The following is a 22,314-nucleotide window of genomic DNA, read 5'->3' on the forward strand; positions in this document are numbered from 1 at the left end:
GATACTCGCTTTCATGCAGATTCAAGACAAACCGCCCGCCGGCACGCCCTTCGAGTGGATCGGCGGCGAGCCGAAGGTGGAGGCGCTGGTCGAGCGCTTCTACGACCTGATGGACCTCGAGCCGGCCTACGCGCAACTGCGCGCCGTGCACGGCACCGACCTGGACAACGCGCGCCAGCGCCTGTTCTGGTTCCTGTGCGGCTGGCTCGGCGGGCCCGCCCACTACACCGACCGCTTCGGCCACCCCATGCTGCGCGCGCGGCACCTGCCGCAGGCCATCGGCGGCCACACCATCGGCATCAAGGAACGCGACCAGTGGCTGGCCTGCATGGACCAGGCGATGGGCGAGACCGGCGTGCCCGAAGACCTGCGCGCACGCCTCAGAGACTCCTTCTTCAAGACCGCCGACTGGATGCGCAACCGCGGCGAGTGACCCGACAACGATTCCCGAAAGACTGTTCTCCATGAATTCCATCGTCATCATCGGCGGCGGCCACGCCGCGGCCCAGCTCTGCGCGGGCCTGGCGGAAGCCGGGCAGGGCGCGCGCGTGCACCTGGTCTGCGAAGAGGCCTGCGAGCCTTATCACCGTCCGCCGCTGTCGAAGGCCTTCCTCAAGAGCGCCGACGAAACCACGCAGCCGCACAAGGCCGCCGACTGGTACCGCGAAGCGGGCATCACGCTGCACCTGGGCGACGCGGCCGTGGCCATCGACCGCGAGGCGCACACCGTCATGCTGCGCTCGGGCGCGGTGCTGCCGTGGGAGCGCCTGGTGCTGGCCACCGGCACGCGCGCGCGCCAGATGCCCGGCCTGCCGCAAGGCCTGGAGAACGTGGCGAGCCTGCGCGCCGCCGACGAGGCGCATCGCCTGCGCACGCGGCTGGCGGATGCGCAGCAGGTCACGGTGCTGGGCGGCGGCTTCATCGGCCTCGAAGTGGCAGCCACCGCACAGGCACTGGGCAAGCGCGTGCAGGTGATCGAATGCGCGCCGCGCCTTTTGGGCCGCGCCGTGTCGCCCGAGCTGTCGGCGCACGTGCTGGCCACGCACCGCGCGGCCGGCATCGACATCGTGCTGGGCGCGCAGACCGGCGCCTTCGAGGTCGTGGGCGACCGGCTCGTGTCGGTCGAAGTCAACGGCGTGAAGCAGCCGATCGACCTGCTGCTGCTGGGCATCGGCGCGGTGCCCGAGACCGCGCTTGCGCAGGCCGCGGGCCTCGAGTGCGCCGACGGCATCGTGGTCGACGGCCACATGCAGACCAGCGCCGCCGACGTGCTCGCGGTGGGCGATTGCACGCGCTTCCCCGACCGCCGCGCGGGCCGCGCGCTGCGGCTCGAATCGGTGCAAAACGCGAACGACCAGGCGCGCACGGCGGTGGCCACGCTGACCGGCGCCGCGCGCGATCACGACGCGGTCGCGTGGTTCTGGTCCGACCAGGGCGGCCTGCGCCTGCAGATGGCGGGCCTCATGCCTGCCGAAGGCACGCCGGGCCTGGTGAGCGTGCGCCGCGCGGGGCCGAAGCCCGAGGCGTTCTCGCTGTTCCACTACGTCGACGGCCAGCTCGTGTGCGTCGAATCGGTGAACGCGCCGGTCGATCACATGATGAGCCGCAAGCTGCTCGAAGCGGGCCGCAGCCCCGCGCCCGAAGCGGTGGCGGATGCGGCGGTACCACTAAAGAATCACCTGGCCTGAGCCTGGTGTAACGGCTGTCGCAACGGCGCTGCACGGCAGGCCCGGATTCACCGGTCTGTCACCCGGCTTTCGGAGACTGGTCCTTCCTCATATCCGCAGGGAGACCTCTCGATGAACAACGCAGTGGCCGCGTCGCTGGCGCGCCTCGCCCCCATGTCCACCTGTGCCGCCGTCCTGGCCGCCGTGCTCACCGCCTGTGGCGGTGGCAACGGAGGCGGCACCACGTTCCCCCCGATCGTTCCGCCCCCTGCGCCCGCACCCGCCCCGGCGCCTGTGGCCGCCGGCACGCGCACCACGGTCGCGCTGCTCGAAACGACCGACCTGCACTTCAACGTGCGCAGCTACGACTACTTCAAGCTCGCCGAAGACAAGTCGTACGGCTACGAGCGCACCGCGACGCTCATCAGCGCCGCGCGCAAGGAGTTCGCGAACACGATGCTGTTCGACAACGGCGACACCATCCAGGGCACCGCGCTGGCCGACTACGAAGCGCTGGTCAGCCGCATCCCGTGCACGCAGCCGCTGTCGATGTACAAGGTGATGAACGCCACCGGCTACGACGCCGGCACGCTGGGCAACCACGAGTTCAACTACGGCCTGGACTTCCTCAACCAGGTGCTCGGCGGCGGCCTCGATGTCGAGGGCGTGGACGGCAGCAAGAAGTGCGCGGGCCCGAGCTTCCCGATGGTGGTGGCCAACGTGCACAGCCTCAAGAGCGGCAAGCCGCTCGTCGCGCCCTACACCATCGTCACCAAGCAGTTTACGGCCACTGCGCCGGACGGCAAGAGCGTGACGGTGCCGGTGAAGGTCGGCGTGATCGGCTTCACCACGCCCGGCATCATGAACTGGGACAAGCGCTTTCTCGAAGGCAAGCTGCGCACCGAAGGCGCGGTCGAAGCCGCCAAGCGCTACGTGCCCGAGCTGCGCGAGAAGGGCGCCGACATCGTCGTCGCGCTGCAGCACGGCGGCCTCGACGCCTCGCCGTACTCGCCGACGATGGAAAGCCCGGGCCTGTACCTGTCGAAGGTGCCCGGCATCGACGTGCTGATGATGGGCCACCAGCACGGCCTGTTCCCCGACCGCGGCGCCAAGCCCGGCTACACGCAGGCGGGTGTCGACAACGCCGCCGGCACCGTCAACGGCGTGCCGGCCGTGATGCCCAGCTCGTGGGGCAAGGCGCTGGGCCTCGTGAAGCTCGAGCTTGTGTGGGACGGCAAGGCCTGGGGCGTGGACAAGAGCAAGACGCTGGTCGAGGCGCGCTCCACGCAAACCGGCAAGGACGGCGCGGGCAAGGCCGTGTATGTCGACGCCGACCCGAGCGTGGCGCCGCTGGTCGACACGCAGCACCAGGCCGCGATCGACTACGTGAAGACGCCGATCGGCACCACCGACTTCCGCATGAACACCTTCTTTGCCGACGTGGGCGACCCGGGCGCGATCCAGATCGTGAACCAGGCCCAGGCCGACTATGTGAAGACCTACATCCAGGCCAGCCTGCCGCAGTACGCGGGCCTGCCGGTGCTGTCGGTGAGCGCACCCTTCAAGTCGGGCTTCGAAGGCGGGCGCGACTACACCGACGTAGCCGTGGGCAACCTGGCGATCTTCAGCGCGGCCGACCTGTACCTGTACCCGAACACGGTGTACGCGGTGAAGGTGACGGGTGCCGAGATCAAGGGCTGGCTCGAAGCCGCGGCCAAGCGCTTCAACAGGATCGACCCGGCGCTCACGACCGACCAGTCGCTGATCAGCCCCTTCCCGGGCTACAACTTCGACATGTTCACCACGCCCGACATGCAGTACGAGATCGACGTGACGCAGGCCGTGGGCAGCCGCATCAGGAACCTCATGTACCTGGGCGCGCCCATCGACCCGGCGAAGGAGTTCGTCATTGCGACGAACAACTACCGCGCGACCAGCGGTGCGAGCTTCATTCCGGCGCTGGACGGGCGCGCAACGATCTACGCCTCGCCCGATGCGAACCGCGACGTGCTGATCGCGTACATCAAGGCGAAGAAGACGATCACGCGCGCGGCCGACGGCGCGGCGCGCAGCTGGCGCTTCACCAAGGTGACGACCGCGGGCAACGTGACGATCACGTCGGGGCAGGGGCAACTGAGTGCTGCGACCGATGCGGGGCTCGCGAACATCTCGCTGCTGACCGCGGATGACGGCAGCGGCAAGGGCCGCTCGGTCTACAAGGTCGATCTGAGCAAGTAAGAAGGGCAGGGCACCGTGCGGTGCCCTGTCAGCGCCGCACGGGCGCCAGCAGCACCACCAGCGCCCCGGCCCCGCCTTCGGCCGGCTTGGCCTGCACGAAGGCGATCACCTCGTTCTTCTGGATCAGCCAGCGCTGCGTCTTGGTCTTGAGCACCGGCTGCTTGCCGGGCGAGCCCAGGCCCTTGCCGTGCACCACGCGCACGCAGCGCAGCCCCTGCTTGTGGGCATTGCGGATGAAGCCGCCGAGCGCCTCGCGCGCCTCATCGCTGCGCAGGCCGTGCAGGTCGACCTGCCCCTGGATCGCCCAGTCGCCCTTGCGCAGCCGCGCCGTGATGTCGGTGCCGATGCCGGGACGGCGAAAGCTCATGGCGTCGTCGACGTCGAGCAGCGTGGTCACGTCGAACTCGTCGGACAGCGACTCGCGCAGCACGCGCTGCTCGTCGAGCTGGTGCTGGAACGGAATGGGCGCGGGCGGCTCGGGTGCGAGCGCCACGGCGGCCTTGCGGCGCAGCGGTTCGGTGGCACCGATGGCGCGCGTGAACAGGTCTTTCTCGGCGGCGCGCTTGCGCTCGGCCGCGGCGCGCGCGGCGGCCTCGGCGGCCTCGCGCTCGCGGGTTTCGGCGAGCACGCGCTGCACCTGCTTGAGGTCGGCCAGGTTCTTCAGGGCCGGGGGACGCGAAGAAGACGACGCCATCAGAGCAGCCCCCGTTCCGCCATCGAGAAGCTCTGGCCCGGGCTCACGATGACGTGGTCGAGCACGCGCACGTCGACCAGCGCCAGCGCGGCGCGCAGCGTCTGCGTGAGCGATTCGTCGGCGCGCGAGGGCTCGATGCTGCCGCTGGGGTGGTTGTGGGCCAGCACCACGGCCGCGGCCTGGTGGTGCAGGGCGCGGGTGACGACCTCGCGCGGGTAGACGCTGGTCTGCGTGAGCGTGCCGCGAAACAGCTCCTCGAGCGTGAGCAGGCGGTGCTGCACGTCGAGGAAGAGCACCGCGAACACCTCGTGCGGGCGCGAGCCGATGTGCATTTGCAGGTACTGCTTGACCGCCTCGGGCGAGTCGAACACCGTGCGCTCCTTCAGGCGCTCGCCCATGGCGCGGCGCGCCAGCTCGAGCACCGCCGTGAGTTCGGAGCGCTTGGCGCTGCCGCCCATGCCCTTGACCGCCTTGAGGTCATCGGGCGCGGTGTGCAGCAGCCCCGACAGCCCGCCGAAGCGCTCGAGCAGTTGCTGGGCCAGCTGGAGCACGTTCTTGCCGGCCACGCCGGTGCGCAGCAGCAACGCCAGCAGCTCGGCGTCGGCCAGCGCGGCGGCGCCCCGCGCGATGAGCTTTTCGCGCGGCCGGGCGTCGAGAGGGAGATCCTTGAATGCCATGAAACCCTTCTGAAACCTGGGCCGGGGCGAGGTGTTGCCCCGATCCTTAAAATGAGGGCCAGTTTATCGGGACACCTCCCTCGTCTTTGCCCACCTTCGCTGCACCCATGTCCCAAGTTGTGACTTCCGGCTCCTTCCTGACCCTGCACTACCGGCTGGCCGGTCCGGCGGGCGACATCATCAACACCTTCGCCGACAAGCCCGCCACGCTGTCGCTGGGCACCGGCGAGCTCTCGCCGGCCATGGAGCAGCGCCTGATGGGCATGGAAGAGGGCGCGCACGCCACCTTCGAGCTGCCCGCCGGCGAGGCCTTCGGCGAACGCAACCCCGACATGCAGCAGTGGGTGGCGCGCAAGCTGCTGGCCCAGATGGGCGACCCCGACGAGCAGTACGCCGTCGGCGACGTGGTGCAGTTCCCCACGCCCGATGGCGCGGGCAGCTACGCGGGCGCGGTCGTCGAGTCGAACGAGACCGGCGTGCGCTTCGATTTCAACCACCCGCTCGCGGGGCAACCGGTCACCTTCGAAGTGAAGCTGATCGGCGTGCTATGAACCCGAACATCGAAGAAGTCCTGTTGGCCGAGCCGCGCGGCTTCTGCGCCGGCGTGGACCGCGCCATCGAGATCGTCGAGCGCGCCCTCGCCAAGTTCGGCGCGCCGATCTACGTGCGCCACGAGATCGTGCACAACACCTACGTGGTGAACGAGCTCAAGGCCAAGGGCGCGATCTTCATCGAAGAGCTCTCCGACGTGCCGCCCGGCTCCACGCTGGTGTTCAGCGCGCACGGCGTGAGCAAGGCCGTGGAGCAGGAGGCGCGCGACCGCGGCTTCTCGATCTTCGACGCCACCTGCCCGCTCGTGACCAAGGTGCACGTCGAGGTGGCCAAGCTCGCCAAAGAGGGCTACGAATTCATCATGATCGGCCACAAGGGGCACCCCGAGGTCGAGGGCACGATGGGGCAGCTGTCGAGCGGCATCCACCTCGTGGAAGACGTGGCCGACGTGGCCAATGCGTCGCCCCTGCAGACCGAGAAGCTCGCCGTCGTCACGCAGACCACGCTCAGCGTGGACGATGCCGCCGAGATCGCCGCCGCCGTGCGCGCGCGCTTCCCGAACGTGCGCGAGCCCAAGCAGCAGGACATCTGCTACGCCACCCAGAACCGCCAGGACGCGGTGAAGATCATGAGCCCGCAGGTCGACCTCGTGATCGTGGTCGGCAGCCCCACCAGCTCCAACAGCAACCGCCTGCGCGAGCTGGCGCAGCGCCTGGGCACCGAGAGCTACATGGTCGATTCGGCCGACGAGCTCAAGCCCGAATGGTTCGAGGGCAAGTCGCGCATCGGCCTCACCGCCGGCGCCTCGGCGCCCGAGGTGCTGGTGCACGAGGTGATCGAGCGCGTGCGCGCCTTCGGCGCCGTGTCGGTGCGCAAGATGGACGGCATCGAGGAAACCATCAAGTTTCCGCTTCCCAAGGGCCTCAAGCTCGACGACATCCCGCCCCCTGGGCACATCTCCTGAACATCATGAAAAACACCGATTGGCGCTCCGACATCGAGAGCGCCTCCCGCAGGCTGGGCGAACGCGCCGGCCATTTCCTGCGTGAAACGCCGCTGTGGAAGCTGCCGGCCGCCGCCCTGGGCGTGGCCGCGCCCGGCGCCGAAGTCTGGCTCAAGCTGGAGCACATGCAGGTCAGCGGCAGCTTCAAGGCCCGCGGCATGATGAACCGCCTGCTGGCCAACGACATCCCCGCCGCGGGCGTGATCGTGGCCTCGGGCGGCAACGCCGGCATCGCCACGGCGGCCGCCGCCAAGGCGCTGGGCGTGCCTTGCCAGGTGTTCCTGCCGGGCGTGTCGCCCGAAGCCAAGCGCGCGCGCCTGCGGGCGCTGGGCGCCGAAGTGGTCGTGGTCGGCGAGCTGTACCCCGACGCGCTGGCCGCCTGCCTGGCGCGCCAGAAGGAAACGGGTGCCTTGCTCACCCACGCCTACGACCAGCCCGAAGTGGTGGCCGGCGCCGGCACGCTCGGCCGCGAGATCGAGGCGCAGGGCGGCCTGCCCGACGCCGTGCTCGTGAGCGTGGGCGGCGGCGGCCTGATCGGCGGCCTGGCCGGCTGGTTCGAGCAGCGCGCCCGCGTGGTGGCGCTCGAGCCCGAAAAGGCCCCGACGCTGTTCCGCGCTCGCGAGGCGGGCGAACCGGTCGATGTGGACGTCGGCGGCATCGCGGCCGATTCGCTCGGCGCGCGCCGCATCGGCGCCATCGCCTGGGAGATCACGCAGCAGCAGGTGCGTGACGCGCTGCTGCTGTCCGACGACGCCATCCGCGCCGCCCAGCAGTGGCTCTGGAAGGAGCTGAAGCTCGCCGTGGAGCCGGCCGCCGCGCTGCCGTTGGCGGCGCTGCAGACCGGCGCCTACGTGCCGCGCGAGGGCGAGAAGGTGTGCCTGATCATCTGCGGGGCGAACGTCGATCCGGCCACGGTCGCCTGAGTCGCCTGAGGTTTGCAAGCGGGGAGGGCGGGCGCGACCGGGCGCCCACCTAAAATCTCCCCATGCTCGACATCACCCTGCTCCGCAAAGACCTGGCCTCCGCTGTGGCCGGCCTCGAAAAACGCAAGAAGAACCAGCCCTACCTCGACGTCTCGGCGTTCACCGCGCTCGAGGCCGAGCGCAAGACGCTGCAGACCCGCACCGAGGAAATCCAGGCGCGCCGCAACACGCTGAACAAGCAGATCGGCCCGCTCAAGGCCAAGGGCGAGTCGGTCGACGCGCTCATGGCCGAGGTCAACGCGCTCAAGGCTGAGCAGGAATCGCAGTCCAAGCGCCTCGAGGAAATCCAGCCCGAACTGCACGCGCTGCTGCTGGCCGTGCCCAACCTGCCGCACGCCAGCGTGCCGCTCGGTGAAGACGAAGCCGGCAACGTCGAGATGCGCCGCTGGGCGCCCCAGGGCGGCGCCGGCGCCAACGCCACGCCGCTGGCCTTCGCGCCCAAGGACCACGTCGACCTCGGCGCGCCGCTGGGGCTCGATTTTGAGATGGGCGCCAAGCTCTCGGGTTCGCGCTTCACCGTCATGAAGGGCCCGATCGCACGCCTGCACCGCGCACTGGCCCAGTTCATGGTCGACCTGCAGACCGAACAGCACGGCTACACCGAGTGCTACGTGCCCTACGTGGTCAACGCCGCCACGCTCAGCGGCACCGGCCAGCTGCCCAAGTTCGAAGGCGACCTGTTCGCCGCGAAGAAGGGCGGCCAGGACGGCGAGCCCGCGCCCGACCATTCGGCGCTCTACCTCATCCCGACCAGCGAAGTGCCGCTGACCAACTTCGTGCGCGACGAGGTCGTGCCCGAGGCGCAACTGCCCATCAAGCTCACGGCCCACACGCCGTGCTTCCGCTCGGAAGCCGGCAGCGCCGGGCGCGACACGCGCGGCATGATCCGGCAGCACCAGTTCGACAAGGTCGAAATGGTGCAGATCGTGCACCCCGAGAAGAGCTACGACGCGCTCGAGCAGATGACCGGCCACGCCGAAGCCGTGCTGCAGGCGCTGGAGCTGCCGTACCGCGTGGTGCTGCTGTGCACCGGCGACATGGGTTTCGGTTCCACCAAGACCTACGACCTCGAGGTGTGGCTGCCCGCGCAGAACACGTACCGCGAGATCAGCTCGGTGTCGAACTGCGAAGCCTTCCAGGCGCGCCGCCTGCAGGCCCGTTTCAAGAACGCCCAGGGCAAGAACGAGCTGGTGCACACCCTCAACGGCTCCGGCCTGGCCGTGGGCCGCGCCCTGGTCGCCGTGCTGGAGAACCACCAGAACGAAGACGGCTCGATCAACGTGCCGGCAGCGTTGCGTCCGTACCTCGGCGGCCTCGAAGTTTTGCGCGGTTGAAGCGCAGGGCGTCAAAAGTCAGATTTTTCTGGCTATAATCTGAGGCTCGACAGCACCGGAGAGGTGGCAGAGTGGTCGAATGTACCTGACTCGAAATCAGGCGTACTAGCGATAGTACCGAGGGTTCGAATCCCTCCCTCTCCTCCAGATTCAAGCCCCTGTAGCAGCCCTGCTACAGGGGCTTTGTCTTTGGGCCGCCCATGCGCCTCATGGCGCCCGCTGCGGCCCCCCGCACCCCCTGCGCTGCAGCACCGGCAGCAACTGCGGCCCCAGCGACTTCAGCAGCTGGGTCGGCAGCGCGCTCGTGAACCGATGGCGCGCGGCATGGGGCTCGTGCACGTAGGCCAGGATCGTGCCGAAGTAGCGGTCGCCGATCATGAACACGAAGGTGGCCGAGCGGTCGATCTTGCGCTGCGAAATCACCCGTCCGCCGCGGCCGGTCTGTTCGTAGCGATGGTCGCCGGTGCCGGTCTTGCCGCCGATCTCGAGGGCGCGGCCGCTCTCGTCCACCAGCGCGCCCTTCAGCCGCCGCGCGGTGCCGTCGTTCACCACCTCGACCAAGGCGCGGCGCACCGTGGCGGCCACCTCGGCGGGCAGCACCTGCTGTGCGCTCGCATGGCGCGGCTCCAGCCGTGTCTCGTAGGGCGTGTCGCGCGCGAAGTGCAAGGCGCCGACCCGTTGCGTGGGCAGCCGCACGCCGTCGTTCGCGAGGATGCCCATCAGCTCTGCCAGGGCGGCCGGCCGGTCGCCCGACGCGCCGATCGCGCTCGCGTAAGACGGCGTCAGCGATGCGAAGGGGTAACCCACGCGCTGCCATGAGCGATGGATCTGTGCAAAGGCGTCGAGCTCGATCAGTTCGCGCAGGCGCCTGTCCTGCGCGCTCTTGTGGCGCGTCTTGAAGAGCCAGGCGTAGACCTCCTGGCGTTCGCGCACGCTTGCGTCCAGCACCTCGGTCAGCGAGGCGCCGGGGTGACGCCGCAGGTAGCCGACCAGCCAGAGCTCCAGCGGATGCACGCGCGCGACATACCCGCGATCGGCCAGCGACAGGCCGGCGTAGGTGCGGCGCAGCGCCCCCAATGCGCGCGGCGAGTCGGCGCCGCGGCCCAGCCGTTGCACCAGGAGCGCGTCGAGCCGTGCGTCGTCGGCCTCGGGCTCGATGGTGAAGAGCACGCTCGCCAGGCGCGGTGCCGACGGCCTCAGGCCGCGCAGCAACAGCGCCTCGGCGTCCGCGGCCGGCAGGTGCTGGTACTTGCGATGGAAGCGGGTGAGGAAGGCCGAGCCTTCGCGGTCGGCAAAGCGCGCGAGCAGCTCGCGCCGGCCCGGGTCGGCAGGGTCCTTCAGCAGGCGCTCGGCGCCCGACGCGCCGCCGAACATGCGGTGGCGCACCAGGTCGCGCATCAGGCGGATGAACACCAGGTTGACCGAATGCTTGAAGCCTTCGCGCACCGTCATCGAACTGCTGTTGCGCGAGCGCTCGAAGTTCTCGAACTGGTGCAGGCCGCCGCCGGTGAAGAAGGCCTCGCCGGGGTTCGCCGAGTACTTGCGCTCCATGGCCGCCTCCAGCATCGGCGCAAGACGCCGATCCTTGGCGCGCAGGAGGTACTGCCGCGCCCACGTGCCCAGCGGGTCGCGAGGGTTCGGTGCCAGCGCGGACAGCTGGGTTGGGCTCAGGTCGACCCAGCCCGCGTGCAGCTCGGCCACGAGCTCCAGGTAGCTCACCAGGGTGCGCAGCTTGGCGGTCGAGCCCAGGTCCAGCCGCGCGCCCTGGTTCACGTCGAACGGCTGGTCGATGTTGTCGGCCTGGATGCGCAGCAGGTTGCTCCCGGCGCTGCGCTCGAACAGCGTGAAGCTGTAGATCAGAGGGCTGGGGTCGGCGCCCGGGTCGAGCATGTGGGAGCCCACCAGCCCCGCCGCCTTCGTCGCGGCGGGCGTGCGCAGGCCGGCCAGCACGCGCGCCACGAGCGCCTGTGCTTCGCCGTCCAGGCTGGTTTCGGCCTCGAGGTCGAGGCGCTCCAGGTCGTAAGCCCGCGGCACGTCGAGCAGCGTGCCGATGTGGGTGCGCAGCGCGGTCGCGGCCTTGCGCTGCACGAAGTCGGGCCGGGGCGTCGGCGGCAGCGGTGGCTGCAGGTGCAAGGACAGCGGCAGCGCCGCGTCGCGCAGCGTGGGCGAGATCAGGCCGGCCTCGGCCATCAGCCGCAGGTAGCTGTCGGTCAGCCGCGTCAGGCCGGCGCCGTCGCCGAGCAGGTGTTGCGACGGGCGGCGCTGCGCGATCATCAGCGACAGCGCCTGCTTGAAGGCCTCGGCCTGCTGCCGCAGCGCCTCGTCCGTGGGCGCTGCCGCCTCTTCCGCCTGGTCGGCGAGCAGGCGGTTGATTTCACCGAAGTCGCGCCCGTACCAGGCCCACAGGCCGTCGCCCAGCCCGTGCACCTCGCCCATGCCCGGGCGTGCGGCCAGCGGCACGGTGTCGAGGTAGTCGACGACGATCTGGCGGCGCCGCGCCTGCGTGTCGTCGCCGTCCTGGTAGGCGCGCAGCGAGGCCGACGCCATCTGGCGCAGCTTGTCGCCGACCGAGCCGGTGCGGCCCTGCGGCGAATGGCGGTACTTCTCGAGCTGGGTGGCCAGCGTGCTGCCGCCCGTCGCCGTCTGGCCCAGGCCGACCGCGCGCAGCGCCTGCTCGAGCGTCGCCTTGGCAAAGCGTTCCGGATCGATCGCGGGGTTGCGCTGCAGCGGCTGCGCGTCCAGCAGGTGGCGGTCCTCGACGAACAGCAGGGCGCTCACCAGCAGCGGCGGCACCTCCTCGAAGCGCTCGTAGGCGCGCTGGGGCACGCGGGTGTGCAGCAGCGCCGTGTCCCGGCAGTCGCGCACGGTCAGGCCGGCCTGGTTTTTCTCACGGTAGGGCGCGAAGAGCCCGTAGTCCTGCAGTTCGAGCAGCCGCGGCGACATGCGGGCCTGGCGGGTGACGACATAGCCCTGCGGTGCCAGGCGGTCGATGTAGCCCGGCAGCTGGTGGTAGCCCAGCCGCTCGTCGTAGGGCCCGGTCCGGGGAAAGCGGATGGCATCGCTGGCACCGTCTTCGACGCTGAAGCGGGCGCCCTCGGCCAGGTCGCGCCACAGGGCCGATTGCAGCCGGGACGTCTTCAATTCGTCCAGCACGAACAGGGCAAGCCCGCCTCCCACGGCGAGTCCCGCGCCGATCCAGACAAGCTTCTTGAACCAAGTCATGCTCTGCCTCGCGAACAGTCCACACCATGGGTTCGTCAGTGACGATGATGCGCTTTTTGAGGCGATTTGGCATGCGTGCGACGACGCAATCGGCCGGAGTCATGCACTTCCGCCGCGCGGCAGAAGAGGTACCTCGACACACATGGCGCATGTCGATCTGCACGGACGTGCGGATCTATCTCAGGGCGAACTGACCTGCCAACCCTTCACGACCCCGGACACCCCACTAGTCGTCGGAATCCTGCGGGCCCGCCAGCAGCCCGAGCACCAACCCGCCGAGGACGATGGCCAGGGCAAGAATCAGCGATGCCTCTGCGAGTAGTCTCATGGTGTCCTGCAATGAATCTCCCCCTCACGATGTGCCCGCCATTGAACGTGCGTTCACTGACTGGCGGCTGAGTACGGAAGCAGAAGGGTTTTGTGCGGGGCTTCAGCCTGTCTTCAGCTAAGGCGCGGATACTGGCGGCGACGGTCTTCTGGCGTTGGTAGAGGACGCTTCGGCACCCGCCCTTCGGGGTGGTTCCTCGAGGCCGGAGGTCGTCACGGTTTTTTCGTCGCGCGGGCGCATGCTCAGGCCCGCGCGCTTTCGCCGAGCCACACGGGCTCGTTCGAGGTGTCCGGGAAGTCTGCGGTGTCGATCAGCGGCGCTTCATCGACTTCGGACACGGCCGGCGCCATGTGCCGCAGCTCGTAGCCCCGTCCATACACCGAGACCAGCACGAACTCGCCGCCCTTGTGCAGCGACAGCTTGCGGCGGATGCTGGCCACGCAGCAGTCCAGCGTGCGGCTGGTGCGTTCGATGCGCGCGTCCACCCACAGCGAGGCCAGCAGCCAGTCGCGCTCCAGCAGCCGGCCGGCGTTGCGAAACAGCAGCAGCGCCAGTTCGAACTCGCGTGGCTTCAGGCGCACCTCGGTGCCGTGGCACACCACCACGCGGCGCTCGCCCAGGAACTGGTAGTCGCCGAAGCACGCGGCCGTGGCGTGCGGCTGCAGCAACGTGCGGTTGCGCCGCAGCGATTCGCGCACGCGCAGCTCCACCTCGAACTCGTCGACGGGCAGCACCGCGAAGTCGATGCTCGCGCCCTGCGTCTCGCCGCCCGCGGCCGACAGCACGTCGACCAGCAGGTCGCGTTGCGAGGCGCGTGCCACCAGAAAAATGGGAATGCGCAGCGCGCGGCACATCGCCGTGAGGATCGGCCAGGCGCCTTCGTCCTTCAGCACCACCAGCAGCAGGCCGAACTGCAGGCCCTGGGTGATCGCCAGCAGGAAGTCCGTGCTGTCGTCGAAGCACAAGGGATCGCAGCCCATCAGGCGCAGGCGGTTGCCCCAGCCGGCCTGCTGCGCCTCGTCGCAGCCCACCATCGCGATGCGGCGCGCGCCCTGCTGCGCGGCCATCACGCGCGGGCTCCCCGGCGGGCGACCTTCTCGTGGCGGGGCGTTGGCGTGGCAGGAGAGGTCTTCATGTCGGTGGCATCCATGCGAAGGTGGTGAAGGGCGTCCCGGGGCGATGGCGTGGGCTCAGGGGCGGGCGGCGGCCGTGCTGCGCGGCAGCTTCCAGCCGATGCCCGCGTTGAAGCCCCAGTCCCGGCCCGTGCTGGACACACCCATGCCCCAGGCCATGTCGCCGTCGTCCGAGCTGCGCTTGAAGCCCAGCGCCGCGGCCGAATAGCCCCGGTAGCTGCCGAAGGCCAGGCCGATCGCCTGTTCGCCCGGACGGTACGTCGGCACGTAGGCGGCCGACATCGCAATGGCCATGGCCGCGCCCGAGTAGGCGATGCGCGCCGTCTCGCCGACGGCCGCGCGCACCGGGTGCAGCTGGCCCAGGTTGATGGCGTCGTCCGGGCGCACGGCGGGCGCCAGTTCGAAGGCATGGGCGCCGGCGCACGCGAGCCACAGCATCAGCACCCGCAGGATCGCGGTGCGTCGGGGGGCAAGGCGTGCGAGCGCGTTCACGGCTGCTGTTCAGCCGGCGGCCAGCCGGTTGCCCGCGCCGGCCTGCGTCTTGCGCACGCCGTCGGGGCCGTAGAAAGGTTGGGCGCGGGCCTGCAGGAAGTGCAGCGCCTGCTGCGTGAAGTCGAGGTGCGCGTACACCAGCGTGCCGTTGTGCAGGTTGCGGTTGCGCGCGTCTTCGGCGAGCGCGAGCAGTTCGCTCCAGGCCTGGCGCGTCGGCGCACCGCCCGCGGCCGCGGCGGCATCCGCACCCGCGCGGCCGGGCGCGAAGCCCAGCGCCGCCTGCAGCGATTCGCGCTGGCGATCGAGCTCGGCCATGCGGTCCAGCAGCGCGGTCTTGCGGCCGGAGATGGCGTTCAGTGCGTCGAAGACGCTGTCCGACATGGCCTGCGCCTCTTCGTCCAGCACCGCGAGAAATTCCTCGATACAACGGGCTTCCGCACGCAGCTGTGCCAGCAAGGTCGTCATGCCTCGCCCTTCGGTGCGAGCAGCTCGCGCACGCTGGCCAGCAGGCCGTCGGCGATGCGCTCGGGGCGGATCTCGTAGCGGCCTGCGCGGATGTCCTCGCGGATCGCGGCCACGCGGGCCGCATCGAAATCGCTGCCCCCCACGGCGGCGGGCATCGCATGGACGAGCGCGGAAACGGGCGCCGCTTCCTTCGGGCGTTGCACGGCCTCGGCGGGCGTCGACGGAGCCGGCGCGCCCGGTGCGGGCGTGCGGTGCAGGGGCGTGGCCGAAGGGGCGGTGGGATCGATTTTCAAGGTGATTCCTCAGGGGCTGACCCGTATATCGGCAGCCGGTGCAAGAACTTTAGGAAGGGCGTGCATGAAGTGAAGCCTGCGCAAACGCGGCGGCCGCTACTGCACCAGCCGGACCTGTCCTTCCTCGTCGGCCACGCCGCGGATCACCCGGCCGTCCAGCGTCTTGGCCTGCACCACCGCGCCCACCGCGGCGCCGCTCAGGGCCTTGGCCTCGGTGCTGACGACAAAGCCCGGCCCCTGCGCCACCACCTTCACGGCCTGGCCCTGCTGGATCACGGCGACGCCGCGCAGCAGCTCCTTGCGGATCGGGGCGCCGGGCGCGACGCGGTTGGCGCTCACCACGCCGACCAGTTCGGCCGTGCTGGTGACCACCGAGCGCGGCAGCCGCGTGAGGTCGCCGGTGCGCTCGACCACGTCGCCGGCGCCCAGCGCCCGGCCCGCGTCGATGGCGCGCGCCGCCACCAGGTAGCGGCCTTCCACCGCGACACGCGCCTGCACGAAGCGCGTCCACGGCCGCTCGGCATGGCAACGCACGCCCACCGAGACGCGGCCCCACGGCGTGACGCCCGGCGGCAGGAACACCTCGGGCGCTTCGCACGGGGGCAGGGCCTCGGTGCCGCGTCCTTCGAGGCTGACCGTGACCTTGCCCGGCAGGCCGGCGCTCTGCACCTGGAGGTAGGTTTCGACGGCCTTCGCTGCCGTGTCGCCTGCGATCGCGCCGGTCGACACCGCGCACGACAGCCCCACCGCGCAGGCGGTGCGCAGCAGGCGTTGGCGAAGCGGCGAGAGGGTCATCGAAAGCGAAAGAAGAGGGCCAGAAAAATGAGGTCGCCGGTGCAGGAAAGCCGCAGCCGGCGCCCCTGGATTCTTATGAATTCACCCCGCTGGCGAAGGTGCGAGCAGCAGGCGAAACCCCCCTTTGTTCGGGCGATTGCCAACGCGCCGCATGCATAGACTTGCTTTCCATCGGTCGCTGCGCCCCGTGCACTGGCGACGCCTCAACAGATGGAACAAAGATGATCGACAAGCTGGATGCGGCGTTTCGCTTCCACCGCGAAGCGCTCCATCTCCGGGCCCAGCGCCAGGAGGTGCTCGCGGCCAACATCGCCCATGCCGACACGCCGAACTACAAGGCGCGCGACTTCGACTTCGGCGCGCGCCTGAGCGAGGCCGTCGAGCGCGGCCGTGCCGCATCGTCGGTGTCGATGGCCACCACCTCGTCGCGCCACCTCGCGGGCCAGGCGCAGGCCACGGCCGGCGACGACCTGCTGTACCGCGTGCCGCACCAGTCCAGCCTCGACGGCAACACGGTCGAGATGGACGTCGAGCGCGTGGCCTTCGCCGACAACGCGCTGCGCTACGAGTCGAACCTGACCCTCATCAACGCCAAGATCAAGTCGCTCCTGTCGGCGGTACAGCCATGAACATCTTCGACGTGGCGGGCTCCGCCATGACCGCGCAATCGCAGCGCATGAACGTGACCGCGAGCAACCTCGCCAACGCCGAGAGCGTGGCCGGCCCCGACGGCCAGCCCTACCGCGCCAAGCAGGTGGTGTTCGAGGTGGCGGCTTCGGGCCGGCGCGACATCGGCGGCGTCAAGGTGGCCGGTGTCATCGAAGACCCGTCGCCCGCCAAGCTGGTGTTCGACCCCAAGAGCCCGCACGCCAATGCCGAGGGCTACGTGGCGATGCCCAACGTCAACGTGGTCGAGGAGATGACAAACATGATCTCGGCCTCGCGCAGCTACCAGGCCAACGTCGAGGTGCTCAACACCGCCAAGACGCTGATGGTCAAGACGCTGACCATCGGCCAGTAACCCACGCACGCACACGCGCCTCCCGCAGGAAGAACACCGACCCCATGGCCCTCTCCGACACCTCGTCCATCAGCGGGCTGAACGCGCCCACGGCGGCGAACAGCAACAACAACGTGTCCAGCGCCGACAGCGAGCAGCGCTTTCTCAAGCTGCTCGTCACGCAGCTGAACAACCAGGACCCGCTCAACCCGATGCAGAACGCCGAGCTCACCTCGCAGCTCGCGCAGATGAGCACCGTGAGCGGCATCGAGAAGCTCAACGCCACGCTCTCCGGCCTCGTCAACCAGACCGGCGCCAACCAGCTGCTGCAGGCCACCTCGCTCATCGGCTACAACGTGCTGTCGCCCGGCGACGTGCTCACCACCAAGAAGCCCGAGGACGGCAAGGACCCCGCCACGCAGGCCTTCGCCGTGCAGCTGCCGGGCACCGCCGCCGACGTCGAGATCAAGATCGTCGACAGCACCGGCAAGGTGATCCGCACGCTCGACGCGGGCGCCATGAAGGAAGGCGTCAACGCCGTCACCTGGGACGGCAAGGACGACCTGGGCGTGGCGGTGCCACCGGGCGCCTACCGCTTCACGGTCGATGCCAGCAACAACGGTACGACGGTGAAGGCCACCGCGCTCACCTTCTCGCAGGTGGCCGCCGTGAAGCAGGGCGCCGGCGGCGTCACGCTGGAGCTGGCCTCGGGCGCCAGCATCGGGCTGGGCGACGTGCGCCTGTTCCTCTGAGCTTTCGTCTTCGTCTTCGGCGTGGCCCGTGCGGGCCGCGCCCTTCGCACTCTTCTTCCTCGCACCGAACAAGGACCCCCTCATGAGTTTCTCCCAAGGCATCAGCGGACTCGGCGTGGCCGCGGCCAACCTCGACGTCATCGGCAACAACATCGCCAACTCGGGCACGGTGGGCTACAAGTCGGCCGCCGCCACCTTCCAGGACGTGTACGCCGGCTCGCGCGTGGGCCTGGGCGCCTCGGTGTCGGGCGTGACGCAGAACTTCACGCAGGGCGTGACGCAGTCGAGCACGCGCCCGCTGGACGTGGCCATCCTCAACGGCGACGGCTTCTTTCGCCTGGCCAGCCCCAGCGGCGAGGTCTTCTACTCGCGCAACGGCCAGTTCACGCGCGACAAGGACGGCTACATCGTCAACGCGCAGGGCCTGCAGCTCACCGGCTACGGTGCCAACGCCAGCGGCGGCATCAGCGGCGGCACGCCGGGCCCGATCCAGGTGCAGGGCGGCATGATGCCGCCCAAGCCCACGGCCAACATCGACGCGCAGTTCAACCTCGACGCGCGCAGCACGGTGCCCGCCAAGACGCCGTTCAACCCCACCGACGCGGCCACCTACAACTACCCGAACGCCATCGGCCCCATCTACGACTCGCTGGGCAACCCGCACGACGTGGCCGTGTACTTCGTGAAGACGGCGGCCAACACCTGGAGCGTGTACGGCACCTCGGACGGCGCACCGCTGAACGGCGGCGCCGCGCTGTCCAACGTGACCTTCGACGCCAAGGGTGTCATGACCGCGCCGGCCTCGGGCGCGTTCAACATCGGGCCGCTCACCTTCACCAACGGCGCCTCGCCGCTCACCGCCTCGGTCGACCTCACGGGCACCACGCAGTTCGGCAGCGCCAACGGCATGAGCAAGCTGGGCCAGGACGGCTACAAATCGGGCGAGCTCACCGCGTTCTCGATCAACCCCGACGGCACCATCACCGGCAAGTTCTCCAACGAGCAGACGCGCCTGCTGGGCCAGGTCGTGCTGTCGTCGTTCGCCAACCCCAACGGCCTGGAGCCCAAGGGCAACAACGTGTGGGCCGAGACGCAGGCCTCGGGCAACGCGCTCACCGGCACGCCGGGCGAAGGCACCAAGGCCGGCTCGCTGGCCTCGGGCGCGCTGGAGTCGTCCAACGTCGACCTGACCTCCGAGCTGGTGAACCTCATCGTCGCGCAGCGCAACTACCAGGCCAACGCGCAGACCGTGAAGACGCAGGACCAGGTCATGCAGACGCTCATGAACATCCGCTGACCGGGAGCACTTCGTGGATCGAATGCTGTATGTCGCCATGAGCGGCGCCAAGCAGGCCATGGAGCAGCAGGCCGTGGTCGCCAACAACATGGCGAACGTCTCGACGCCGGGTTTCCGCGCGCAGATCGCGACCTTCCGCGCCGTGCCTGTGGTCGGCGAAGAAGCGCCCACGCGCGCCTTCGTGGCCGCCACCACGCCCGGCGCCGACTTCACGCACGGCCCGCTCACGCAGACCGGCCGCGCGCTCGACGTGGCCGTGGGCGGCCAGGGCTGGCTGGTGGTGCAGGCGGCCGACGGCAGCGAGGCCTACACGCGCGTCGGCAACCTGCAGATCGGCGCCGACGGCCAGCTCACGACGATGGGCGGGCGCCCCGTGGTGGGCGACAACGGCGCACTCACTGTGCCGCCGGGTTCGGCCGTGAGCATTGCGTCGAACGGCCTCGTGGGTTCGCGCGACGCGGCCTCGACCACGCTCACCGGCATCGCCGAAGTGGGCCGGCTCAAGCTCGTCAATCCGCCGACGAGCGACCTCGTGCGCGGCGACGACGGCCTGTTCCGCATGCGCGCCGACCTGCCGCCGGCCGAGGCCGACGAGGCCGTCACGCTCATCTCCGGCGCCATCGAGGGCAGCAACGTGCAGCCGGTCGATGCCATGGTGGCCATGATCGCCAACGCCCGCAGCTTCGAGATGCAGATGAAGTCGCTGCAGACCGCCGACATCAACGCGCAGACCGCCAACAAGCTGCTGGCCTACGGCTGACCCTCTTCCAGGAACTCCTTTCAATGATCCGCTCCCTCTACATCGCCAAGACCGGCCTGGACGCGCAGCAGACGCAGCTCGACGTGGTCTCCAACAACCTGGCCAACGTCGGCACCACCGGCTTCAAGCGCAGCCGCGCCGTGTTCGAAGACCTGGTCTACCAGAACCTGCGCCAGGTCGGCGGCCAGAGCTCCGACCAGACGCGCCTGCCTTCGGGCCTGCAGGTCGGCACCGGCGTGCACGTGGTGGCCACCGAGCGCATCCACTCGCAGGGCAACCTCACCAAGACCGACAAGCCGACCGACGTGGCCATCAGCGGCAGCGGCTTCTTCCAGGTGCTGATGCCCGACGGCACCACCTCGTACACGCGCGACGGTTCGTTCCAGACCGACCGCGACGGCCAGCTGGTCACGGCCAGCGGCTTCCCGGTGCAGCCGGCCATCACCATCCCGGCCAACGCCACCAGCATCACCGTGGGCCGCGACGGCATCGTGTCGGTGGTGCAGGCGGGCGGTACCAACACCGTGCAGGTCGGCCAGCTGCAGCTTGCGACCTTCGTCAACCCGACGGGCCTGCAGAGCAAGGGCGAGAACCTGTATGCCGAGACCGACGCCTCGGGCGCGCCCAACCAGGTGAACCCCGGCGTGGACGGCGCGGGCACGCTGAGCCAGGGCTATGTGGAGGCCTCCAACGTCAACGTGGTGGAGGAGCTGGTCAACATGATCGCCACCCAGCGCTCGTACGAGATCAACAGCAAGGCGGTCCAGACTTCGGACCAGATGCTGCAGCGCCTGGCCCAGTTGTGATGCAGGCGGGGGTGCGTCTTCTTCGCCGGGCGGCGGCGCTGCTGCTCGCCACCGCGCTGGCCGCCGGCTGCGCGCAGGTGCCGCGCGAGCCGCTGGTGCACCAGCCGATGACGGCGCGCGCCGACCAGTACGCGGCGGTGCAGGCGCGCCGCGCGCCGGGCGCGATCTTCCAGGACGGCCCGGGCGCCAACGCGCTGTTCGAAGACCGCCGCCCGCGCAACGTCGGCGACATCCTCACCATCCTCATCAGCGAGAAGGTCAACGCGACCAAGAACTCGGGCGCCAATGCCAGCCGCACGGGCAACACGACCAGCGTGTTCGCGGCCATTCCCAAGCTCATCGGCGGCCTGCTCGACGGGCAGGACACCAAGCTGTCGGGCACCAACACGCTCAACGCCAAGGGCGGCGCCAACGCCAACAACACCTTCAACGGCGTGATCACCGTCACCGTGACCGACGTCATGGCCAACGGCAACCTGCTGGTGAGCGGCGAGAAGCAGATGGGCATCAACCAGGGCACCGAGTACATCCGCTTCTCGGGCGTGGTGAACCCGCGCACCGTGTCGGGCAACAACACCGTGCCCTCGACGCTGGTGGCCGATGCGCGCATCGAGTACTCGGCCAAGGGCTACATCGACGAGGCCCAGCACATGGGCTGGATGCAGCGCATCTTTCTCAACGTGATGCCGTTCTGATGACACACCTCCAGGCCTCACCCTCTTCGAATCGCTGGCGCATCGCGGCGCTGTGCGCGCTCCTGTTCATCGCGCCCGCGCATGCGGAACGGCTCAAGGAACTCGCCAGCATCCAGGGCGTGCGCGACAACCCGCTCATCGGCTATGGCCTCATGGTCGGCCTGGACGGCACGGGCGACCAGACGATGCAGACGCCGTTCACCACGCAGAGCCTGAACAACATGCTGCAGCAGCTGGGCATCACGATCCCGCAGGGCGTGAACATGCAGCTGAAGAACGTGGCGGCCGTGATGGTGACGGCCACGCTGCCATCGTTCGCGCGGCCGGGCCAGAACATCGACGTCACCGTGTCGTCGATGGGCAATGCCAAGAGCCTGCGCGGCGGCACGCTGCTGATGACGCCGCTCAAGGGCGTGGACGGCGCGACCTATGCCGTGGCGCAGGGCAACATGGTGGTGGGCGGCGCGGGGGCGTCGGCCAACGGCAGCAAGGTGCAGGTCAACCAGCTGAGCTCGGGGCGCATTCCCGCCGGCGCGCTGGTGGAGCGCACGGTCGAGGCGCCGGTGGGCGCGGAAGGCTCTTTCACCATTGAGCTGAACCGCTCCGACTTCGGCACCGCACAGCGCGCCACGGACGCCATCAACCGCCAGTTCGGCGCCGGCACCGCCGAGGCCATGGACGCGCGCGTGATCCGCGTGCAGGCGCCCGAGCCGCAGCGGCGCGTGGGCTTTCTCGCGCAGCTGCAGGAGCTCGAGGTCACGCCCACGCAGGCGGGCGCGCGTGTGGTGGTGAATGCGCGCACGGGCTCGGTCGTGATGAACCAAGCGGTGCGCGTGAAAGACTGCGCCGTCGCGCACGGCAACCTGTCGGTGGTGATCAACACCGAGCCGGTGATCAGCCAGCCGGGCGCGTTCTCGGGCGGCAGCACGGTGGTGGCGCAGACCTCGCAGATTTCCGTCAACCAGGGCGGCGGCGCGATCCAGATGGTGCGCGGCGGCGCCTCGCTGGCCGATGTGGTCAAGGGGCTGAACAGCCTGGGCGCGAACCCGCAGGACCTGGTGTCGATCCTGCAGGCCATGAAGTCGGCCGGGGCCCTGAGCGCCGAGCTCGAGATCATCTGAGGCCGCT

General features: G+C 69.7%; 23 protein-coding genes and 1 tRNA gene. 16 read left to right on the plus strand and 8 right to left on the minus strand.

Going from position 1 to position 22,314, the window contains the following annotated elements; translation table 11 throughout:
- The first annotated feature begins 13 nt into the window (after window positions 1–13).
- The 3 genes from ACAM42_RS08605 to ACAM42_RS08615 all read left to right on the plus strand — a co-directional run bounded on the left by ACAM42_RS08605 (window position 14) and on the right by ACAM42_RS08615 (window position 3,905).
- Entirely contained in the window at window positions 14–433 is a 420-nt protein-coding gene (locus tag ACAM42_RS08605; RefSeq protein WP_056578450.1) for a group II truncated hemoglobin, read from the plus strand.
- A 31-nt stretch (window positions 434–464) separates the two neighbouring features.
- Window positions 465–1,688, plus strand: coding sequence for an NAD(P)/FAD-dependent oxidoreductase (locus tag ACAM42_RS08610; RefSeq protein WP_369631738.1), 1,224 nt, complete (start codon window positions 465–467; stop codon window positions 1,686–1,688).
- 111 nt (window positions 1,689–1,799) lie between these two features.
- A complete protein-coding gene (locus ACAM42_RS08615) occupies window positions 1,800–3,905 on the plus strand; it encodes a bifunctional 2',3'-cyclic-nucleotide 2'-phosphodiesterase/3'-nucleotidase (protein WP_369631739.1) in 2,106 nt (701 codons plus the stop codon).
- Between the two features lie 28 nt (window positions 3,906–3,933).
- On the opposite strand, the gene ACAM42_RS08620 is transcribed toward ACAM42_RS08615, so the two are convergent.
- The gene (locus tag ACAM42_RS08620; protein ID WP_070061513.1) at window positions 3,934–4,599 is read right to left on the minus strand and encodes a Smr/MutS family protein; all 666 of its coding nucleotides are present in this window, start codon (window positions 4,597–4,599) and stop codon (window positions 3,934–3,936) included.
- On the minus strand, window positions 4,599–5,276 hold the full coding sequence (gene radC, locus ACAM42_RS08625) for a DNA repair protein RadC (protein WP_062469128.1): 678 nt from the start codon (window positions 5,274–5,276) through the stop codon (window positions 4,599–4,601). The genes ACAM42_RS08620 and radC overlap by 1 nt, the downstream gene beginning before the upstream one ends.
- A 107-nt stretch (window positions 5,277–5,383) precedes the next feature.
- Between radC and ACAM42_RS08630 the strand changes: the two genes are divergently transcribed.
- The 5 genes from ACAM42_RS08630 to ACAM42_RS08650 all read left to right on the plus strand — a co-directional run bounded on the left by ACAM42_RS08630 (window position 5,384) and on the right by ACAM42_RS08650 (window position 9,295).
- Window positions 5,384–5,827: a peptidylprolyl isomerase gene (locus tag ACAM42_RS08630; protein ID WP_159278109.1), complete on the plus strand. Its 444-nt coding sequence runs from the start codon at window positions 5,384–5,386 to the stop codon at window positions 5,825–5,827.
- A complete protein-coding gene (gene ispH / locus ACAM42_RS08635) occupies window positions 5,824–6,792 on the plus strand; it encodes a 4-hydroxy-3-methylbut-2-enyl diphosphate reductase (protein ID WP_095743996.1) in 969 nt (322 codons plus the stop codon). The genes ACAM42_RS08630 and ispH overlap by 4 nt, the downstream gene beginning before the upstream one ends.
- On the plus strand, window positions 6,789–7,754 hold the full coding sequence (locus ACAM42_RS08640) for a threonine/serine dehydratase (protein ID WP_369632744.1): 966 nt from the start codon (window positions 6,789–6,791) through the stop codon (window positions 7,752–7,754). The genes ispH and ACAM42_RS08640 overlap by 4 nt, the downstream gene beginning before the upstream one ends.
- 62 nt (window positions 7,755–7,816) lie before the next feature.
- On the plus strand, window positions 7,817–9,148 hold the full coding sequence (gene serS, locus ACAM42_RS08645; protein WP_062469134.1) for a serine--tRNA ligase: 1,332 nt from the start codon (window positions 7,817–7,819) through the stop codon (window positions 9,146–9,148).
- Window positions 9,149–9,205: 57 nt separating this feature from the next.
- A tRNA-Ser gene (locus ACAM42_RS08650) sits at window positions 9,206–9,295 on the plus strand.
- A gap of 60 nt (window positions 9,296–9,355) precedes the next feature.
- On the opposite strand, the gene ACAM42_RS08655 is transcribed toward ACAM42_RS08650, so the two are convergent.
- From ACAM42_RS08655 to flgA, 6 genes are all read right to left on the minus strand, one after another.
- Window positions 9,356–12,370, minus strand: a complete 3,015-nt coding sequence (locus ACAM42_RS08655) for a transglycosylase domain-containing protein (RefSeq protein ID WP_369631740.1) — start codon at window positions 12,368–12,370, stop codon at window positions 9,356–9,358.
- A 570-nt stretch (window positions 12,371–12,940) separates the two neighbouring features.
- A complete protein-coding gene (locus ACAM42_RS08660; RefSeq protein WP_369632745.1) occupies window positions 12,941–13,765 on the minus strand; it encodes a response regulator transcription factor in 825 nt (274 codons plus the stop codon).
- A gap of 123 nt (window positions 13,766–13,888) precedes the next feature.
- A complete protein-coding gene (locus tag ACAM42_RS08665) occupies window positions 13,889–14,323 on the minus strand; it encodes a YadA-like family protein (RefSeq protein WP_369631741.1) in 435 nt (144 codons plus the stop codon).
- Window positions 14,324–14,332: 9 nt separating this feature from the next.
- A complete protein-coding gene (locus ACAM42_RS08670; RefSeq protein WP_369631742.1) occupies window positions 14,333–14,788 on the minus strand; it encodes a flagella synthesis protein FlgN in 456 nt (151 codons plus the stop codon).
- The gene (gene flgM / locus ACAM42_RS08675; RefSeq protein ID WP_070061524.1) at window positions 14,785–15,081 is read right to left on the minus strand and encodes a flagellar biosynthesis anti-sigma factor FlgM; all 297 of its coding nucleotides are present in this window, start codon (window positions 15,079–15,081) and stop codon (window positions 14,785–14,787) included. Before flgM ends, ACAM42_RS08670 begins: the two co-directional genes overlap by 4 nt.
- A 96-nt stretch (window positions 15,082–15,177) precedes the next feature.
- Complete coding sequence (flgA, locus tag ACAM42_RS08680) at window positions 15,178–15,876, minus strand: flagellar basal body P-ring formation chaperone FlgA (RefSeq protein WP_369631743.1); 699 nt, start codon at window positions 15,874–15,876, stop codon at window positions 15,178–15,180.
- Window positions 15,877–16,097: 221 nt separating this feature from the next.
- On the opposite strand from flgA, the gene flgB reads away from it, so the two are divergent.
- From flgB to ACAM42_RS08720, 8 genes are all read left to right on the plus strand, one after another.
- A complete protein-coding gene (flgB, locus tag ACAM42_RS08685) occupies window positions 16,098–16,505 on the plus strand; it encodes a flagellar basal body rod protein FlgB (protein WP_062469229.1) in 408 nt (135 codons plus the stop codon).
- Complete coding sequence (gene flgC, locus ACAM42_RS08690; RefSeq protein WP_062469232.1) at window positions 16,502–16,897, plus strand: flagellar basal body rod protein FlgC; 396 nt, start codon at window positions 16,502–16,504, stop codon at window positions 16,895–16,897. The genes flgB and flgC overlap by 4 nt, the downstream gene beginning before the upstream one ends.
- 44 nt (window positions 16,898–16,941) lie before the next feature.
- The gene (locus tag ACAM42_RS08695) at window positions 16,942–17,628 is read left to right on the plus strand and encodes a flagellar hook assembly protein FlgD (RefSeq protein WP_070061527.1); all 687 of its coding nucleotides are present in this window, start codon (window positions 16,942–16,944) and stop codon (window positions 17,626–17,628) included.
- Window positions 17,629–17,710: 82 nt separating this feature from the next.
- Entirely contained in the window at window positions 17,711–18,925 is a 1,215-nt protein-coding gene (flgE, locus tag ACAM42_RS08700) for a flagellar hook protein FlgE (RefSeq protein WP_095946600.1), read from the plus strand.
- Between the two features lie 13 nt (window positions 18,926–18,938).
- Window positions 18,939–19,685, plus strand: coding sequence for a flagellar basal body rod protein FlgF (locus tag ACAM42_RS08705; RefSeq protein WP_369631744.1), 747 nt, complete (start codon window positions 18,939–18,941; stop codon window positions 19,683–19,685).
- A 23-nt stretch (window positions 19,686–19,708) separates the two neighbouring features.
- Window positions 19,709–20,491, plus strand: a complete 783-nt coding sequence (gene flgG / locus ACAM42_RS08710) for a flagellar basal-body rod protein FlgG (protein ID WP_070061530.1) — start codon at window positions 19,709–19,711, stop codon at window positions 20,489–20,491.
- Window positions 20,491–21,186: a flagellar basal body L-ring protein FlgH gene (locus ACAM42_RS08715; RefSeq protein ID WP_369631745.1), complete on the plus strand. Its 696-nt coding sequence runs from the start codon at window positions 20,491–20,493 to the stop codon at window positions 21,184–21,186. Before flgG ends, ACAM42_RS08715 begins: the two co-directional genes overlap by 1 nt.
- A complete protein-coding gene (locus tag ACAM42_RS08720) occupies window positions 21,186–22,307 on the plus strand; it encodes a flagellar basal body P-ring protein FlgI (protein WP_369631746.1) in 1,122 nt (373 codons plus the stop codon). Before ACAM42_RS08715 ends, ACAM42_RS08720 begins: the two co-directional genes overlap by 1 nt.
- Window positions 22,308–22,314: the final 7 nt, after the last annotated feature.

Source organism: Variovorax sp. V35 (assembly GCF_041154465.1).
Classification (GTDB): domain Bacteria; phylum Pseudomonadota; class Gammaproteobacteria; order Burkholderiales; family Burkholderiaceae_C; genus Variovorax; species Variovorax boronicumulans.